Origin of the sequence: Paraburkholderia madseniana (assembly GCF_009690905.1) — a bacterium.
GTDB lineage: Bacteria > Pseudomonadota > Gammaproteobacteria > Burkholderiales > Burkholderiaceae > Paraburkholderia > Paraburkholderia madseniana.
On the sequence record NZ_VOSW01000018.1, the window covers coordinates 35,288 to 52,973 of the forward strand.

The window sequence follows — 17,686 nt, forward strand, 5'->3', positions numbered from 1 at the left end:
GCAGCGGGCGTTCGCCACTCAGCGCCTCGGCGTCCCACCGGAAACGTCCGCAATGTCCGTGGCGACCACATCCGTGACGTCCTGCGCGGCGGCCACGCCGCTTTCGGGCTCATGCTCCGCGCCGCTTTCCAGCCGATGCAGCCAAGCGAGCAACTCGGCCACCGCCTGATAAAGCTGCGGCGGAATCCGCGTGTCGAGGTCGACCTGCATCAGCAACGAGACCATTTCCGGCGCTTCGTGCACGTACAGCCCGGCTTCCTTGGCGCGCTGCACAATCATCTCGGCCAGCATGCCGTAGCCTTTGGCGATCACGCGTGGTGCGGGATCGCTGCCTTGTGCGTCGTAGACGAGCGCGGCCGCGCTGCGGCGATGTTTGCGGCTCATCACATATCCCAATCGAAATCGTCGGGCGGCGCAGCTCCCGGGCGGGCGACACGCGCTGTGCGGCGCGCCGCCGGCGCTTTATCGGCCGCCGCGGCCGCCGCAGCAGCCGACGCCGAACGCGCATAAGCCGAGGCCGCTGCCTGCCCGGCCGCCGCCGCGCCCGCAGCCCCCGCCGCGCTAGCCGGCATGCCGCCGCCGATCTCGCGAATCGTCAGTCCGTTCAGTTCGATGCCCGCTGCCGCGAGCCGCTGCCGAAAGTTCTCACCCTGCGCCGCCAATCGGGCCGCACCGGCCGGACTCGCTTGCACGCGCGCGACCAGCCGCATGCCGGTCAGCGTCAGGTCCGCATCGACGGTACCGAGCGTGGGCAGCGACAGCGTCAGCCGCGTACGCCACGGCTGGCCGTCCTCACTCGCCGTGCCGCCGCCGCTGCGATCCCATTCGTCGCCTTCCTGCTCGATGGTCCAGTCGAGTTTGGCGCCCGGCCATGCTTCACCGGTCCAGCGAAACTGCCCGGTGGCGAGCAGATCGAGTTGCTGACGCACCAAAGGAACGGTCGCAGGATGAACCGCGGCTGCCATCGATTGCGAGTTTTGCGACGACCCGTCGTCGGCCAGTTGCGCCGCGGCGCTGTGCACGCTCGAGTGCGCCGGCTGGCCGTTCAGGTCGGACAGAGAACTCGCCAGCACCTCGCCGGCCACGAAGCGCGCGGCCTGCGCGGTCTGGATCGACGGCATCGCGCGGGCTGCCGCGTTGCCATCCGGCGCGCCGTTGGCCGGACCGTTGGACGCCGCACCCATGCCTGGCCGGCCTGTCGCATTAGCGGGAGAAGCCGGATCGGCGTCGCTCGCCCAGTCGAGCGGCATTTGCGCGGCGGCGGCCACCAGCTTGTTTTGCGCCTCGCCGGCCAGTGCGGCGGGCGGGCGCTGGCCGGCCAGCCATTGCGCGAGATGGGATTCGTAGAACAGGCCGCTTTCGCCGACCGTCTGTTCGAGCGCGGCCGCAAGTGCCGCGACCGGCACTTGAGCCGCCGCCACATTGGCGGTGGCCGTCGTACCGATGGTAGCGGCGGTATTCGGATTCGCGGATGAAGCAGCAGGCGTGGAAGCCGTATCGAACAGCGCAAAGCCGCCGGCTTCGACGTCGAGCGCCGGCGCGGCCGGCCAGATCGGCGTCTGGCCGAGCACCGCCGGGGTTGCCTCGCCGCCAGAGTTCACGATCGCATTGAGCGTGAGCGCGACGGCGGACAGCGCGGTTTGCGCGGAAGCCGGCGGCGTGGCGGGGGGCGCAACAGGGGTGGTATTGAGAACCTCGGTATCGACCCCCGCCGCGCCAGTCTGCGAGGCGGTCGCACTACCCGGCGTGAGATTGAGCAGACTGTCGACCCGGTTCGCGAGCAGCGAAGTGACGACCGCGTCGATTCCGTTCATACCGATTCCTTGGTCACATTGACAGCAACGCGCTCAGATCCAGTCAGGCGGACTCAAGCAGCGCCTTGCTCGCGGGCAAACTCAGCGCGCCCCGTACAGTTCCTTGAGCACACGAGTCGGCCGTCCGGCGAACAGCGCCGACAGATTGGCCATGCGCGGATTCGCCAGATCGCGGATCGCAGCGTCGTCAGCCAGGATCTGACGGATCAGCGCGTATTTGCGCAGGCGCTCCGCATCGTCCAGTCTGACGCCGGCTTCCGCGTCTTTCAACGCGTCCACCAGCTTCCGATAGTCCTCCTGCAAGTGGACCAGATCGTTCCACAGGGCTCGCCGGGCAGCCGTCAGCATGCGGCGGGAAATCGCTGCAATCGCCTCGTAGCGGGCGAAATATTCTGCGTTCGATGTCATCTCATGCTTTCCGCGGCCGGCTGGGCTGCCATCCGCGCGATCTCCGGGGCAATCCCGATCCATGCCTCTTCGAGCGTCGCCAGCAGGCCGTCGACTTCGACCAGCATCGCCTCGCTCTGTTTTATATTGGCTTCGAGCAGCCGGCGCGACATATAGCTATATAGCGCGTCCAACCGCTCTGCAATCTCACCGCCCACCTCAAGGTTCAGCGACAGTTGCAGCCCGCTTTCGACGATCTGAATCGCCTTGCCGATCGCCTCACCACGCGCCGACACATTGCCTTGCTGCACATGCATGCGCGCTTGCGCAATCGCCTGCCGGGCGCCCTGATACAACATCACGATCAGACGATGCGGACTCGCGCCCATCACCCCTGTCTCGACGCCGACGCGCGCGTACGCATTGGCTCCAGAGTGTCCTGGGGAAAACATCGGCGCTCCTCCTTTCTTCTACTGCGGTTGGTCGCGGCACCCCATCCGTGCACGTTGCCGCACCCGGATTTCTGCCTGTATCTGGTTATCGGATAGGCAGCGGGAAAGCTTTAGGCCGTTGTAAGGAGGATTAAGGGGCCGATAGGGGCGATACCGCGCTGAGCGTGGCAAGGCCGCCTGCCACGAAGCGCCTCGAGGGCGCATCGGGCGGACAGTCCTGTCGTGAAGCCACACAGCGTTGCATCCGGGCGCATGCGTTCGGGCGGGCGGAACAGCCCTGTCGCCCGAGGCGCACTTACACCTGCATCTGCATGATGTCGTTATAGGCCGTCACCAGCTTGTTGCGCACCTGCAGGCCGAACTGGAAGCCGATGTTGGCCTTCTGCCCGTCGACCATCACGTCGTTCAGCGAGACATTCGACGCGCCGAGTTCGAACGCCTGCGCTTCGCCGGCCGCTTTGGTCTGATCGCCGCTGATCTTGTCCAACGAGGCCTTCAGCGCCGAGGCGAAACCGCCGGCCGTCGCCGCGCCGGACTGCTCGGCCACCGGGGTGTTGCCGCCGGCCGCTTGCGCCGCCATCGACTGCATCTGTTGCAGCGCCGACGAGAGCGCGTTCACGGGCAAAGTCATGTTCTCTCCAGGGAATGACGACCGGCATGCCGGAAACCGTACCGATCTGAACGAAAGCATAGCAGTGGGTCATCAGGGAAAGCCCCGAAACTAGGGGGGAAACCCGGCTCTATTCAAGCAATCGGGTTGAGCCGCGCTGCGGATAATTTCAATGGTGAAAGTCTCTGTCCGCACGCCTGCCGACCCTCGGCGCGCTCAAGCGGCAGAACGCAAAGGCATCCCGGAGATACCCGACGCATGGATTCGTCAGCCAACTCTTTGATCAACCCAGACGCCCGCATGGGCCTCGCCGGCGCACAGCCGGGCGCCGGTGCTGCCGGCACCGGCCAGGCCGGCGGTGCCGCGGACCTCGGCGGCCTTGGGAGCAACCTGGGCGGCAACTTCGGCCAGCGTCTATCAGGTCTCGCGCAAATGCGCGGCAACCCGCGCGCCCCGCTGATTTTCGCGGTCGCGCTGCTGGTCGCCATCGTCGCGGGTCTGTTCCTGTGGTCGCGCGCACCGGACTACAAGGTGCTCTACAGCAACCTGTCGGACCGCGACGGCGGCGCCATCATCACCGCGCTGCAGGCGGCCAACATTCCCTATAAGTTCTCCGACGCCGGTGGTGCGATCCTCGTGCCGGCCGAGCAGGTGCATGAAATGCGTCTGCGTCTGGCTTCGCAAGGTCTGCCCAAGAGCGGCTCGGTCGGCTTCGAACTGATGGACAACCAGAAGTTCGGCATCAGCCAGTTCGCCGAGCAGATCAATTACCAGCGCGCGCTGGAAGGTGAACTCGAGCGCACGATCGAGTCGATTTCGTCGGTGAAGTCGGCGCGCGTGCATCTGGCCATTCCGAAGCCTTCCGTGTTCGTGCGCGACAAGGAAGCGCCGTCGGCTTCCGTGCTGGTCAACCTCTACCCGGGCCGCGCACTCGACGAAGGCCAGGTGCTGGCGATCACCCATATGGTGTCCTCGGCGGTGCCGGATATGCCGGTGAAGGGCGTGACCATCCTCGACCAGGACGGCAACCTGTTGACGCAGCCGTCCACCGGCAGCGGTCTGGACGCCTCACAACTCAAGTACCGCCAGCAGATCGAGCGCAACACCCAGCAACGCATCGACGCGATCCTGTCGCCGCTGTTCGGTTCCGGCAACGCACACTCGCAGGTCAGCGCCGATATCGACTTCTCGCACACCGAGCAGACCTCGGAAAACTACGGTCCGAACGGCAACCCGCAACAGTCGGCGATCCGCAGTCAGCAAACGAGCACCGCCACCGAAATGTCGCAAGCCGGGGCCTCGGGCGTGCCGGGCGCGCTGTCGAACCAGCCGCCGCAACCGGCCTCCGCACCGATCACGGCGGGCAACGGCGCGAGCGGCGTGACCACGACGCCGGTCAGCGACCGCAAGGATTCGACCACCAACTACGAACTCAACAAGACCGTGCAGCATCTGGAACAACCGATGGGCGGCATCAAGCGCCTGTCGGTGGCGGTGGTGGTCAACTATCTGCGGGTGGTCGACGCCAAGGGCCACGCGACGATGCAACCGGTCACCGCCGACAAGCTCGCGCAGGTCAACCAGTTGGTGAAGGACGCGATGGGCTTCGATCAGGCGCGCGGCGACTCGGTCAACGTGGTCAACAGCCCGTTCACCGCCGACATCGACCCGGACGCCGACTTGCCGTGGTGGCGCACGCCGGACATGATCGCGCTCGCCAAGCAGATCGCGACCTACCTCGGCATCGGCGCAGTCGCCCTGTTCCTCTACTTCGTGATGGTGAAGCCGGCGCTGCGCCGCGCTTTCCCGTCGCCGGAGCCGGTCGCCGCCGCAGCGCTGCCGTCGCCGGACGAGCCGGTCCTGCTGGACGGCATCCCCGCCGCCGAGCGTGCGGGCGCGCCTACCGTCGCCGAACTGGAAAGCGACAACGAATTGCTCGCGCTGGAAAACTCGAAACACAAATACGAACGGAATCTGGAATTCGCGCGCAACATCGCGCGCCAGGATCCGAAGATTGTTGCAACCGTCGTGAAAAACTGGGTGTCCGATGAGCGCTGAAGGCGTAATGAAGAGCGCGCTCCTGCTGATGTCGATCGGCGAGGAAGAAGCCGCGCAGGTGTTCAAATTCCTCGGGCCGCGTGAGGTCCAGAAGATTGGCGTGACAATGGCCGCGCTGAAGAACATCACGCGCGAGCAGATCGACGAGGTCCTGCAGGAGTTCGTGCGCGAGGCCGAGAAGCACACCGCTCTCTCGCTCGATTCGAGCGACTACATCCGTTCGGTGCTGACCAAGGCGCTCGGCGACGACAAGGCCGGCGCGATCATCGACCGGATTCTGCAGGGCAGCGATACCAGCGGTATCGAAGGCCTCAAATGGATGGACTCCGCGGCGGTGGCCGAGCTCATCAAGAACGAACACCCGCAGATCATCGCGACCATCCTCGTTCACCTGGACCGCGATCAGGCTTCGGAAATCGTCGCCTGCTTCACCGAGCGGCTGCGTAACGACGTGCTGCTGCGGATCGCCACGCTCGACGGCATCCAGCCGGCCGCGCTGCGCGAACTCGACGACGTGCTGACGGGCCTCCTGTCCGGCAGCGACAACCTGAAGCGCAGCCCGATGGGCGGCATCCGCACGGCGGCTGAAATTCTCAACTTCATGTCGAGCAACCATGAAGAAGGCGTCATCGAGAATGTTCGTCAATACGACGCGGAACTCGCGCAGAAGATCATTGATCAGATGTTTGTGTTCGAGAACCTGCTCGATCTGGAAGACCGCGCGATCCAGCTGTTGCTGAAGGAAGTCGAGTCCGAGGCGTTGATCATCTCGCTGAAGGGCGCGCCGCCCGCGCTGCGCCAGAAGTTCCTGTCGAACATGTCGCAGCGTGCTGCCGAACTGCTCGCCGAAGACCTCGATGCGCGCGGCCCGGTCCGCGTCTCCGAAGTCGAGACGCAGCAACGCCGCATCCTGCAGATCGTGCGCAATCTGGCGGAAAGCGGCCAGATCGTTCTAGGCGGCAAGGCGGAAGATGCATATGTCTGATCAGAACTCCACAGCGAAGGAGCGCCTCTCGGCCTACCAGCGCTGGGAGATGGCCTCGTTCGATCCGGTGCCGCCGGCGCCGCCCGAACCCGAAGTCGACGACGGCGCGTTCGAAGCCGAACTCGAACGTCTGCGCGACGCCGCGCATGCACAGGGCATCGCGACGGGTCACGTGGCCGGGCAGGCGCTCGGTTATCAGGCCGGTTATGAGCAAGGCCACGCACAGGGTTTCGAGCAAGGCCAGAGCGAAGCACGTGAAGAAGCGGCGCGCCTCGCCGCGCTGGCCGAAACCTTCAAGGCAGCACTCGACGGCACGCAAGGCGCGATCTCCGAGACGCTGGTCGCATTGGCGCTGGACATCGCCCAACAGGTGGTGCGCCAGCATGTGCAGCACGATCCGACCGCGCTGATTGCCGCCGCCCGCGAGGTGCTGGCCACCGAACCGGCGCTGGTCGGCGCGCCGGCGCTGATCGTCAGCCCCGCCGACCTGCCGGTCGTCGAAGCCTATCTGATGGAAGAACTGCAAACGCGCGGCTGGACCGTGCGTACCGATCCGTCGGTCGAGCGCGGTGGCTGCCGCGCGCAAGCCGGCACCGGTGAAGTCGACGCCGGTATCGACACGCGCTGGGAGCGCGTCGCCGCCGCACTCGGCAAGGTGAGCACATGGTGAAGCCGACACTCGAAGAGATCCGCGCCAGCGATCTGACGCCGCTCGAACGCGAGCTGGCGCTGGCGTCGTTCGGCGCCGAGGCACTGGCGGATGTGCCGGCCGCGGTGACACCCGCTGCTGCTGCCGTCGCAGCCATCGACGCAGCGCTGCGCGATCCCGCTCACGGGCATCCGGGCGCCGGGCACCCGGGCACCAGGCACCAGGCGAAGGGCGCGGCGGCGAGCCGCGAATCCTCCGCTGCGCGCCGTGAATCCGCCGATTCTTCGAGTCCCGCTTCCCCGCCTCCCGCCGCCGCCCCGTACGATCCCGCACTCGACAGCAATCCGCACATGCAAGCCTGGCGCGGCCGGCTCGACGCGCTGCGCGCCCGCAACGCAATCGCCAAGCCGATGCGTGCCTGCGGACGTTTGACGCGCGCCGCCGGTCTGGTGCTTGAAGCGGTCGGCCTCCGCCTGTCGGTGGGCGCCGAAGTGATGATCGAACTGCCCTTCGGCAGCTCACTGGCGATGGCCGAAGCCGAAGTCGTCGGTTTCTCCGGCGACAAACTGTTTCTGATGCCGACCACCGAAGTGATCGGCCTCTTGCCTGGCGCACGCGTGTACCCGCTCGAAAGCGCGCCGATCGCCGATCCGATGGCGGGCGCGAAGCGCCTGCCGGTCGGCTGGGAATTGCTCGGCCGCGTGCTGGACGCGTCCGGCCGCCCGCTCGACGGCCTCGGCCCGCTCGGCGCGCATGCCGATGCGCCGCTGTCCTCGCCGGTCATCAATCCGCTGAACCGCGAGCCGATTCACAAGGTACTCGACGTCGGCGTGCGCGCGATCAACGCGCTCCTGACCGTGGGCCGTGGCCAGCGCATGGGCCTGTTCGCCGGTTCGGGCGTCGGTAAATCGGTGCTGCTCGGCACGATGGCGCGTTACACCAGCGCCGAAGTGATCGTGATCGGCCTGATCGGCGAACGCGGCCGCGAAGTGAAGGAATTCATCGAACAGATTCTTGGCGAGGAAGGCCTCGCACGCTCGGTCGTCATCGCCGCGCCGGCCGACGTCTCACCGTTGCTGCGGATGCAGGCCGCGTCGTACTCGACCTCGCTCGCCGAATATTTCCGCGACCAGGGCAAGCACGTGCTGCTGCTGATGGATTCGCTGACCCGTTACGCGATGGCGCAGCGCGAAATCGCGCTCGCCGTGGGCGAGCCGCCTGCCACCAAAGGGTATCCGCCTTCGGTGTTCGCCAAGCTGCCGGCGCTCGTCGAGCGGACCGGCAACGGCCCGGCGGGCGGCGGTTCGATCACCGCCTTCTACACCGTGCTGACCGAAGGCGACGACCAGCAGGACCCGATCGCCGACTCCGCGCGCGCGATTCTCGACGGCCACATCGTGCTGTCGCGCTCGCTCGCCGAGGCCGGCCACTATCCGGCGATCGACATCGAAGCCTCGATTAGCCGGGCAATGACCGCGCTGATCGACGATAACCATCTCGAGAAGACGCGTATGTTCAAGCAGATGCTGTCGCGCTATCAGCGCAACCGCGATCTGATCAACGTCGGCGCCTATTCGAGTGGGCGCGACGCGCTGCTCGACCGGGCGATTGCGCTGTATCCGCGGATGGAAGCGTTTTTGCAACAAGGTTTTCGCGAATGCGCGCACTTTGAACCGAGTCTCGAGATGCTGGACGCTCTGTTTGCCCAAGGAGGCTGACGATGGCGAAACACTTTCCGATCAAGACGCTTATCGGCCTGGCCCAGGACGATGTGGACGCCGCCGCACAACGTCTGGGCCGCGCGCAGCGCGAGCGCAACGACGTGCAGTCGCAGCTCGACTCGCTGGTGCAGTACCGCGACGAATATCACGCGCGTTTCACGGCGACCGCCCAGACTGGCATGCCCGCCGGCAACATGCGCAATTTCCAGGCATTCATCGACACGCTCGATGCCGCCATCGAACAGCAGCGCAACCTGCTGGTGACGGCCAATGCGCGCGTCGAGGCTGCCAAGCCCGACTGGCAGCGCCAGAAGCAGAAGCTCGGCTCGTATGAAGTGCTGCAGGCGCGCGGCGTTGCCGCCGAAGCGAAAACGATGGCGCGGCGCGACCAGCGCGATTCAGACGAACACGCCGCCCGCATTCTGAGGATGCGTGTCGAGGGCGTCTGATGCGCCCGGGCACCGCTTCGATTGACCGAACACCCCGTTTGACGGATTGACAGGATTCCCTATGTCGCTTCTTTCACAGATCGGCTCACTGCTCGGCTCGGCCAGCAGCACGTCCACCAGCGCGGCGATGGCCGCTGCGGCGAACGCCAAGCCGTTCTCGCAAACCCTGCAGCAGAGCATCGATCTGCAAAACAACGCGGCCGCGCAGAGCGCGATCAAGCCGCCGGCTCCGTCGTCCTCTTCGTCTGCGTCCGCTTCGTCGTCCTCGGCAGCTTCGTCCAGCGTGCATGACGCGCCGCCGCCGCCCGATCCTTCGACGAAGAGCCAGGATGCCGCGAGCAGCAACACGGACAACAGCAATTCGACGAGCGCTTCCTCGTCCGGCTCATCGTCGGCTTCGTCGTCCGCTTCCGCTGCCAATACGCAGCAAGCCTCGACCGACAAGACCGGCGCGACGCCCGCGAAGTCCGGCAACACGACTATGCAGACCGATGCTGCCACCGCAGCAGCGGCTGCCGCTGCACAGGCGCAGGCTCAAGCGCAGGCCAATGCGAATAGCGCCACCGACCCGACGACCGCTGATCCCGCCACGGCGCTGACTGACGCTGCGACCACGCTGCCCGGCACGGGCACGGACACGACGACGGGCACCACCACGGGCAAAAAGACTGGCGCGACCGATTCGAAGTCGGCGCAGGACGCCTTGCAGGCGGCGCTGGCCGCGCTGGCGAGCGGCCAGGGCGTGGTTCCGCCACAGGCACTGGCGAGCGGCGCGGCAGCGAATGCCGCAACGGCGGCGAACGGTTTGGGTGCTGGCACGAGTAACGGACTCAACGGAACGGCGGACGGCAAGACACTGGCAGCCGGTTTGTTCGGCGACGGCAAGGGATCGAGCGCAGGCAAGACCGCGTTGACGGCTGCTGCCACGACCGTGGCGGATCCATCGGCGGCAGCGAAGGCAGCGGCTGACGCGCTGAGCGCGACGGCGACTGCGACGGCCGGTGGTGCGCAGGCTGACGATCTGGCGTCCTTCAAGAGTGCAGCGGATGCCGCGACTGCTGCGCTGGCGGCTGGCCAGGCTGCGGCGAGCGCCGCGAGTACGACGGCGGCCGTGCAGACGACGGGTAATACCGGTGCTGCCGAAGTGGCGAATATGTTGTCACCGCAGGTGGGCACGACGGATTGGGAAGACGCGTTGAGTCAGAAGGTGGTGTTTTTGTCGAATGCGCATTCGCAGAGTGCCGAGCTGACTTTGAATCCGAAGGATCTGGGGCCGCTACAGGTTGTGTTGCAGGTTGCCGATAACCATGCACATGCGTTGTTTGTTTCGCAGCACCAGCAGGTGCGGGAGGCTGTCGAGGCGGCGTTGCCGAAGCTTCGCGAGGCGATGGAGTCCAACGGTATTGGGCTTGGGAGCGCTAGTGTTAGCGATGGGTTTGCCCGGCAGGGCGGGCAGCAGCAAAGTGCAGATTCGGGGCGCTCTGGGGCGCGCGGTGGTGCTGGGGGTTTTGCCGGCGGCGCTGGTTCGGATTCTGATTCTAGCGTTGCTAATGTTGCCGTTCGGCGGACTGTTGGGTTGGTTGATACGTTTGCTTAATCTGGGTTTTTTGCCCGTTCGGGCGGGGGATTGCCTGCGCGGCGCTTGCTTGTCAGTGTTCTTAGGGCTTTGGCCTTTCCTTGTTTTGTTAGTGGTCTATTAGCGTTGCCCCTGTGCGGGGCGGCACCTACTTTTCTTTGCCGGCTGCAAAGAAAAGTAGGCAAAAGAAAGCAGCTCAAACCGCTAATGCTAAGTGGGCACCGTAGCCTGCAACGGGTAGTGGTACATCTGGAATCCGTGTTCTCGCACACTCCGCGTTAGTGACAAAGGACTCATCCGCTCCCACTCCGCACTGCGTGCGTCGCGGACGGGTCTGCCAGGGAAACCAAGGGCTTCGGTTCAGGTCTGTGGGGGCCGTCGGCTTCGCCTCGGCGAGGCGCCTCTGCAGTCATGCAGCCCTCACTTCCAACTAAGGCCGTGTGTCGCAACACTCGTAGCTGTGCCTATTGATAGTGATATGCAATGGCAAACCGTGGTTCCGAGTGAAACGCGGGAGTTGAAACGTAGCGGGTGGTTTTATGAACTGCTCTTCGGCGCGCGCAGCGCCGCCGGAAGTATGACGCCTTTGTCACTGGCGTATGCAGGGGCACGAACACAGATTCCAGATGCACCACTACCCGTAGCAGACCACGGTTCCCACTTAGCATGAGCGGTTTGAGCCGCTTTCTTTTGCCTACTTTTCTTTGCGGCATGCAAAGAAAAGTAGGTGCCGCCCCGCACAGGGGCAACGCTAATAGACCACTAACAATTCAAGGAAAGGCCAAAGCCCCAAGAACACTGACAAAAGCGCTGCGCAGGCAACCCCTCCCCCACCGAAGGCAAAAAACCTAAAACCAGCGCCGTCAGGCGATCCCCGCCTGAAAGGCAAAAACAAGAGATAGCCCTCAATAACCCTTCTTTTCGACCCATCGCGCCGCAGGCAAATAAACAACAATCACCATCACCAGCACTAAAGGCAAGCAAAGCAAACCTCATGGCAACCACGACCGCAAACCAGCAAGCCGCGCCCGCTTCCCCGGGCCCCTTGAAGCGCATCATCCTGATCGTCCTCATCGCGATCATCGCCGCAGGCGCTGCCGGCGCGGGTGTGTGGTTCTTCATGTCCAAGCGCAGCCCGGCCCCCGCGTCAGCGCCAACCGCCAGCGCACCGGCGCCGCTCGCCGTGCCGCTCTTCTTCCCGCTCGAATCGATGACAGTCAACCTGCAATCGGACGACGGCCAGCAACACTTCCTGCGAATCGGCCTGACGCTCAAGCTCAACGACCCGAAAACCCAGCAGGAACTCTCCGACCATATGCCGGAAGTGCGCAGCCGCATCCTCCTCGCACTGTCGAACAAACATCCGGAAGAACTCGCGCCGCTCGAAGGCAAACGCGCGCTCGCCACCGAACTCCAGACGCTGATCGAACAGCCGACCGATAAGGGCGCCGCGCCGATCCACGTCCAGGACGTGCTGTTCACCGAATTCGTCGTGCAGTGACGTTCTCCGTGACGTTCTCAGTGGCGTTACTAAGCGCCGCCATCATTAACCGCTTCGGGACGCACGAGGAATAAGGAATGGGCCACGAAGAGTTCATGTCCCAGGAGGAGGTCGATGCCCTCCTCAAGGGCGTCACCGGCGAGTCCGACTCGGAAGCCGAGCAGACCGATCGTGCGGGCGTACGCCCGTACAACATCGCGACGCAGGAACGCATCGTCCGCGGCCGGATGCCCGGCCTCGAAATTATCAACGACCGCTTCGCGCGTCTGTTGCGCGTCGGCATCTTCAACTTCATGCGGCGCTCGGCGGAAATTTCCGTCGGTCCGGTGAAGGTGCAGAAGTACAGCGAGTTCACCCGCAACCTGCCGATCCCGACCAACCTGAACCTGGTCCACGTGAAGCCGTTGCGCGGCACGTCGCTGTTCGTGTTCGACCCGAACCTGGTGTTCTTCGTGGTCGACAACCTGTTCGGCGGCGACGGGCGTTTCCATACCCGCGTCGAAGGCCGCGATTTCACGGCAACCGAGCAGCGCATCATCATGAAGCTGCTCAACCTCACGTTCGAGCACTACGCGGCGTCGTGGAAAAGCGTGCGGCCGCTGCAGTTCGAATTCGTGCGCTCGGAAATGCATACGCAGTTCGCCAACGTGGCGACGCCGAACGAAATCGTCATCGTCACGCAGTTCTCGATCGAGTTCGGCACGACGGGCGGCACGCTGCACATCTGCATGCCATATTCGATGATCGAGCCGATCCGCGACATTCTCTCGTCGCCGATCCAGGGCGAGGCGCTCGAAGTCGACCGCCGCTGGGTCCGCGTGCTGTCGCAACAGGTGCAGGCAGCAGAAGTGGAACTGACCGCCGACCTGGCCCAGGTGCCGGTCACGTTCGAACAGATCCTGAACATGCGCAAAGGCGATGTTCTGCCGATCAACATCCCCGAACACATCACGGCGAAAGTCGATGGCGTGCCGGTGATGGAGTGCGGCTACGGAATTTTCAATGGTCAGTACGCGTTGCGGGTCCAGAAAATGATCAGCGCAGCCGACACGATGAAGGATGGTGGATATGAGTGACCTGAACGCAAAGACTGAGGCCGAACTGGCCGCTGGCGAGCCGCAACTGGCCGCCGACGCAACCAGCGCCGAAGACGAAGCGGCCATGGCCGACTGGGCCAGCGCGCTGGCCGAGCAGAACGACAACACGGAAGTCAGCGCGACCACGGCCGGCGTGTTCCAGCCGCTCTCGAAGGTCGAGCCGACCTCGACGCGTAACGACATCGACATGATCCTGGACATTCCTGTCCAGATGACCGTCGAACTCGGCCGCACCAAGATCGCGATCCGCAACCTGCTGCAACTCGCACAGGGCTCGGTCGTGGAACTGGACGGCATGGCGGGCGAACCGATGGACGTGCTGGTCAACGGCTGCCTGATCGCCCAGGGCGAAGTGGTGGTCGTGAACGACAAGTTCGGTATCCGTCTGACCGACATCATCACGCCGTCCGAACGTATCCGGAAACTGAATCGATGAAATGCGTTGCCGGTCGCGCCATGCTGCACGCGTCGCGCGATGTTCTCAATCGCGCTGTGCTCGCAGCAATGGCAACGACGGCAGCGGCCACCCCGGCGCTGATGTTCGCAGTGACCTCCGTGGCGGCACTCGCCCCATCAGCCGCGCACGCGGCCGACATGAACGCGGTCAACAACGCCGTGAAAATCGCGTCAGGTGTGGGTGCGGGCACGGCCGTTCCGGCGCTCGGCGTCGGCGCGGTGCTGCAAACCATCGTCGGCCTGCTGGTCGTGATCGGTCTGGTGTTCGCCTGTGCATGGCTCGCGCGCCGCTTCGGCTTGCAGCCAGCCAATCGCGGCGGCCTCGTGAAGACGATCGGCGGCGCCTCGCTCGGCGGCAAGGAGCGGGTCGCGGTGGTCGAGATCGGCGATACGTGGCTCGTGCTCGGCACGGCGCCCGGCAATGTGCGTCTGCTGCACACGATGCCCGCCGGTTCGGCCGCAATCGATCCGGTCGCAGGCACGCAATTGGCCACACCCGGCGCATCGGATACATCGAGTAAAGGCGCCGCGTTGCCCGGCACCTTCGGCCAACGCTTTCGCGATGCTTTAAAAGGCGAAGTGGGCAAACGTTTCAATGGGCAAGGCAGCGGGGATCGGTAATGCAGTTCAGTCTTCTTTCAGTGCACCCCGTGCAATCAGCACATCAAACGCACGCCACGCGCATGTCCTGCGCCGCCTCGAAAATCATTCCCATCCTGCGCCGCGTCGCGCCAGTCGTGTTGCCGGCGCTGATGCTCGCGCTGCCGACGCTGTCGTTCGCGCAAACCGCCGGCTTGCCGGCCTTCAATACGAGCCCGGGTCCGAACGGCGGTACGACGTATTCGCTGAGCGTGCAGACGATGCTGCTGCTCACGATGCTGTCGTTCCTGCCGGCGATGGTGCTGATGATGACGAGCTTCACTCGCATCATCATCGTGTTGTCGCTGCTACGTCAGGCGCTCGGCACCACCACCACGCCGCCAAACCAGGTGCTGGTCGGTCTCGCGCTGTTCCTCACGCTGTTCGTGATGTCGCCGGTGCTCGACAAGGCCTATAACGAGGGCTACAAACCGTTCTCCGAAGGCTCGATGCCGATGGAGACGGCGGTGAGCCGCGGCCTCGCGCCGTTCAAGACCTTCATGCTGCGCCAGACCCGCGAAAGCGATCTTGCCTTGTTCGCCCGCATCTCGCACGCAGCGCCGATGCAAGGTCCGGAAGACGTGCCGCTGTCGCTGCTGGTGCCGTCGTTCGTGACGAGCGAACTGAAAACGGGCTTCCAGATCGGCTTCACGATTTTCATCCCGTTCCTCATCATCGACATGGTGGTGGCGAGCGTGCTGATGTCGATGGGGATGATGATGGTCTCGCCCGCCACCATCTCGCTGCCGTTCAAGCTGATGCTGTTCGTGCTGGTCGACGGTTGGCAACTGCTGCTCGGCTCGCTCGCGCAGAGCTTTGTTTAACCGGCTCATTTAACCAGCTCACTTAGTTGCGTCACTCAATCCTTCACGCTTCCGGTACTACGCCATGAATCAGGAATCCGTCATGACGCTCGCGCACCAGGCCATGTATGTCGGCCTGCTGCTTGCCGCGCCGTTGTTGCTGGTCGCGCTGGTGGTCGGTCTGGTGGTGAGCCTGTTCCAGGCCGCCACGCAGATCAACGAAACCACGCTGTCGTTCATTCCGAAGCTGCTCGCGATCGCCATCACGATGGTGATCGCCGGTCCGTGGATGTTGACGACCATGCTCGACTATCTGCGCCAGACGCTCACCAATATCCCGTCGCTAGTCAACTGAGCGCGGCCCCGGCTTCAGCTCGGCGCTTGCCCCCTTCCCCACCGCCATGTTTTCCGTCACCTACGCCCAACTGAACGTCTGGCTCACAGCGTTCCTGTGGCCGTTCGTGCGGATTCTCGCGCTGGTGGCGACCGCGCCGGTGCTCGGCAACCGCTCGCTGCCGACGCGCGTGAAGATCGGCCTCGCGGCTTTCATCACGATCATCGTCGCGCCTACGCTCGGCGCGCTGCCGCAGGTCACGGTGTTTTCCGCCGAAGGCGTGTGGATTATCGTCAACCAGTTCCTGATCGGCATCGCGCTCGGCATGACAATGCAGATCGTGTTCCAGGCGATCAGCGCCACTGGCGATTTCGTCGGCCTCGGCATGGGTCTCGGTTTCGCAACATTTTTCGACGCGCAGGCAAGCAGTTCGAGCCAGGTGCTGTCGAGCTACATGAACATCATTGCAATGCTGGTGTTTCTGGTGATCGATGGCCATCTGCAGATGATCAGCGCGCTGCTGACCACGTTCCAGTCCGTGCCGGTGTCGGCGAACATTCTGGGCGCGCCCGGCTGGCGCACGCTGGCGAATTTCGGCAGCACGGTGTTTTCGGCGGGCCTGTTGCTGTCGCTGCCGGTGGTCGTCGCGCTCCTGATCACCAATATCTCGCTCGGCATCCTGAACCGCGCCGCGCCGCAAATCGGCGTATTCCAGATCGGCTTTCCGCTGACCATGCTGATCGGCATGCTGCTCCTGCAACTGATGATCCCGAACATGATTCCGTTCTTCATGCGCCTGTTCGACGTCGGTCTCGATCAGATGGGGCGTGTAGCAGCGGGGTTGAAGTAGCGCGGCCCCACCCAAAACAAAGAAGGGCGGAACCGGCTCACACCGGCTTCCGCCCTTCCTCGTTTCAGACTGCTCGCTCAATTCAGGTACTGGAACAGCGAAACGCTCTGGATCTTCACGAACGCCTGCTGCGCCGCTTGCAGCGCGTTTTGCGTCATCGTGTACTGGCCGATCGTCTTGGCCATGTCCGTCTGCGTCAGATCCGCGAGGTTGCTCGACGTCTGCAACGTGTTGGTCTGGGTGACGGTCTGCAACGCCTGCACTTGCTGCTCGCGGCCACCCACCGCCGCCTGCGCGGTCACGACGTTGTTCATCGTGTTTTCGAGCTGGGTCATGCTGGTGGTCAGTGCGCTCTGGTAGCTGGCCGTCGAGGCGCCGCCGGACAGCGGCGATTGCAACGTGGTGATCAACTGGCTCAGATTGGCGAACACATCCATGCTGCCTTGCGTGGCCGGCGTCACGGAAAAGCTGTCGCCCGCGTTCGGTGCGCCAGTGATGTTCACCGTCTGGCCGCCAAGCGTGATCGCCGAGCCGGCCGTAAACGGTTGCGGCGCGCTCGTGGTCGGCGCCCCGCTCGGCGGGGTCTGGGTCACCGTGTAGGTGGTCGCCGACGTGAAGTTGATCGCGTACGTATCCGCATTGGCCGGATTGGTCGGGTTCGTCAGGCTCACGGTGCTGATCACGCCCGTGCCCGTGTTGCCCGCCGTCGCGGCCGGCACCGAGCTGGTGCCGATCGCTGCCACGCTCCCGAAGATCGCGAGACCGTTGTCGCCGGTCTGAATCGTGTGCGAGGACGTGATCTGCATGGAAGGCGTACCGGTATCGCCCGAATAGCTCACGACACCGGCCGCGTTGGTGGTGTACGGCGTCGCAGTGGTTTGATAACCACCGAACAAGGCATTGCCCTGCGGGTCGGTCGCATTGGCGAGCGTCATCAACTGGCTGCGCAAGCTCTGCAATTGCGTCGCGATCGAACCGCGGTCGCCGTTGTTCAGCGAACCGTCGCCGGCGCTCAGCACCAGCGTGTGAATGCTCTGCAGCACGGTATTGACACTGCCGAGCGTCGAATCTTCCTGTTGCAGCGAAGAGAGCGCGGCGCCCTGGTTGGTCGTGTACTGCGACAGGCTCGTCGCCGTCGAACTCAGCAGCACCGCCTGCGCCGCGCCGAGCGGATTGTCCGACGGCGTGGAGAGGCTCACGCCGCTCGAGATCTCTTGATACAACTGCGACAACTGAGCTTGCTGATCGCTCATCGTCGCCACGTTCATATTGAAGTACTGCGTACTGGAGATGCGCATGTTCAAC

Annotated in this window: 19 protein-coding genes; 13 read left to right on the plus strand and 6 right to left on the minus strand. The window is 64.5% G+C overall.

Going from position 1 to position 17,686, the window contains the following annotated elements; genetic code table 11:
* Positions 1-18 precede the first annotated feature (18 nt).
* From FSO04_RS11610 to fliE, 5 genes are all read right to left on the minus strand, one after another.
* Positions 19-384 carry an EscU/YscU/HrcU family type III secretion system export apparatus switch protein gene (locus FSO04_RS11610; RefSeq protein ID WP_154559831.1) on the minus strand — a complete coding sequence of 122 codons (366 nt, stop codon included), beginning with the start codon at positions 382-384 and terminating at the stop codon, positions 19-21.
* Positions 384-1,814, minus strand: coding sequence for a flagellar hook-length control protein FliK (gene fliK / locus FSO04_RS11615; protein ID WP_154559832.1), 1,431 nt, complete (start codon positions 1,812-1,814; stop codon positions 384-386). Before fliK ends, FSO04_RS11610 begins: the two co-directional genes overlap by 1 nt.
* A gap of 81 nt (positions 1,815-1,895) precedes the next feature.
* Positions 1,896-2,222 carry a flagellar protein FliT gene (locus tag FSO04_RS11620; protein WP_154559833.1) on the minus strand — a complete coding sequence of 109 codons (327 nt, stop codon included), beginning with the start codon at positions 2,220-2,222 and terminating at the stop codon, positions 1,896-1,898.
* Positions 2,219-2,653, minus strand: coding sequence for a flagellar export chaperone FliS (gene fliS, locus FSO04_RS11625; protein ID WP_093640913.1), 435 nt, complete (start codon positions 2,651-2,653; stop codon positions 2,219-2,221). Before fliS ends, FSO04_RS11620 begins: the two co-directional genes overlap by 4 nt.
* A gap of 295 nt (positions 2,654-2,948) precedes the next feature.
* Positions 2,949-3,284: a flagellar hook-basal body complex protein FliE gene (gene fliE, locus FSO04_RS11630; RefSeq protein WP_154559834.1), complete on the minus strand. Its 336-nt coding sequence runs from the start codon at positions 3,282-3,284 to the stop codon at positions 2,949-2,951.
* Between the two features lie 237 nt (positions 3,285-3,521).
* Between fliE and fliF the strand changes: the two genes are divergently transcribed.
* From fliF to fliR, 13 genes are all read left to right on the plus strand, one after another.
* Complete coding sequence (fliF, locus tag FSO04_RS11635) at positions 3,522-5,321, plus strand: flagellar basal-body MS-ring/collar protein FliF (protein WP_154559835.1); 1,800 nt, start codon at positions 3,522-3,524, stop codon at positions 5,319-5,321.
* Positions 5,311-6,306, plus strand: coding sequence for a flagellar motor switch protein FliG (fliG, locus tag FSO04_RS11640; RefSeq protein WP_093640905.1), 996 nt, complete (start codon positions 5,311-5,313; stop codon positions 6,304-6,306). Before fliF ends, fliG begins: the two co-directional genes overlap by 11 nt.
* Positions 6,293-6,976, plus strand: coding sequence for a flagellar assembly protein FliH (gene fliH / locus FSO04_RS11645; RefSeq protein WP_171927622.1), 684 nt, complete (start codon positions 6,293-6,295; stop codon positions 6,974-6,976). Before fliG ends, fliH begins: the two co-directional genes overlap by 14 nt.
* Entirely contained in the window at positions 6,970-8,673 is a 1,704-nt protein-coding gene (fliI, locus tag FSO04_RS11650) for a flagellar protein export ATPase FliI (RefSeq protein WP_154559837.1), read from the plus strand. Before fliH ends, fliI begins: the two co-directional genes overlap by 7 nt.
* Positions 8,674-8,675: 2 nt before the next feature.
* Complete coding sequence (gene fliJ / locus FSO04_RS11655) at positions 8,676-9,125, plus strand: flagellar export protein FliJ (protein WP_154559838.1); 450 nt, start codon at positions 8,676-8,678, stop codon at positions 9,123-9,125.
* Positions 9,126-9,186: 61 nt separating this feature from the next.
* Positions 9,187-10,722: a flagellar hook-length control protein FliK gene (locus FSO04_RS11660; protein WP_154559839.1), complete on the plus strand. Its 1,536-nt coding sequence runs from the start codon at positions 9,187-9,189 to the stop codon at positions 10,720-10,722.
* Between the two features lie 973 nt (positions 10,723-11,695).
* A complete protein-coding gene (fliL, locus tag FSO04_RS11665; protein ID WP_154559840.1) occupies positions 11,696-12,202 on the plus strand; it encodes a flagellar basal body-associated protein FliL in 507 nt (168 codons plus the stop codon).
* Between the two features lie 77 nt (positions 12,203-12,279).
* Positions 12,280-13,278 (plus strand): flagellar motor switch protein FliM, encoded by a 999-nt coding sequence (gene fliM / locus FSO04_RS11670; protein ID WP_154559841.1) that lies wholly within the window; start codon positions 12,280-12,282, stop codon positions 13,276-13,278.
* Positions 13,271-13,735 carry a flagellar motor switch protein FliN gene (gene fliN, locus FSO04_RS11675; protein WP_093640882.1) on the plus strand — a complete coding sequence of 155 codons (465 nt, stop codon included), beginning with the start codon at positions 13,271-13,273 and terminating at the stop codon, positions 13,733-13,735. Before fliM ends, fliN begins: the two co-directional genes overlap by 8 nt.
* A complete protein-coding gene (fliO, locus tag FSO04_RS11680; protein WP_154559842.1) occupies positions 13,732-14,376 on the plus strand; it encodes a flagellar biosynthetic protein FliO in 645 nt (214 codons plus the stop codon). Before fliN ends, fliO begins: the two co-directional genes overlap by 4 nt.
* Positions 14,376-15,218 carry a flagellar type III secretion system pore protein FliP gene (gene fliP, locus FSO04_RS11685; protein WP_154559843.1) on the plus strand — a complete coding sequence of 281 codons (843 nt, stop codon included), beginning with the start codon at positions 14,376-14,378 and terminating at the stop codon, positions 15,216-15,218. Before fliO ends, fliP begins: the two co-directional genes overlap by 1 nt.
* Positions 15,219-15,282: 64 nt before the next feature.
* Positions 15,283-15,552 (plus strand): flagellar biosynthesis protein FliQ, encoded by a 270-nt coding sequence (gene fliQ, locus FSO04_RS11690; protein WP_028198519.1) that lies wholly within the window; start codon positions 15,283-15,285, stop codon positions 15,550-15,552.
* Positions 15,553-15,598: 46 nt separating this feature from the next.
* A complete protein-coding gene (gene fliR, locus FSO04_RS11695) occupies positions 15,599-16,381 on the plus strand; it encodes a flagellar biosynthetic protein FliR (protein WP_154559844.1) in 783 nt (260 codons plus the stop codon).
* 77 nt (positions 16,382-16,458) lie between these two features.
* Here the strand turns inward: fliR and flgL are convergent, their stop codons facing one another.
* A complete protein-coding gene (gene flgL / locus FSO04_RS11700; protein ID WP_154559845.1) occupies positions 16,459-17,679 on the minus strand; it encodes a flagellar hook-associated protein FlgL in 1,221 nt (406 codons plus the stop codon).
* Between the last annotated feature and the right edge of the window lie 7 nt (positions 17,680-17,686).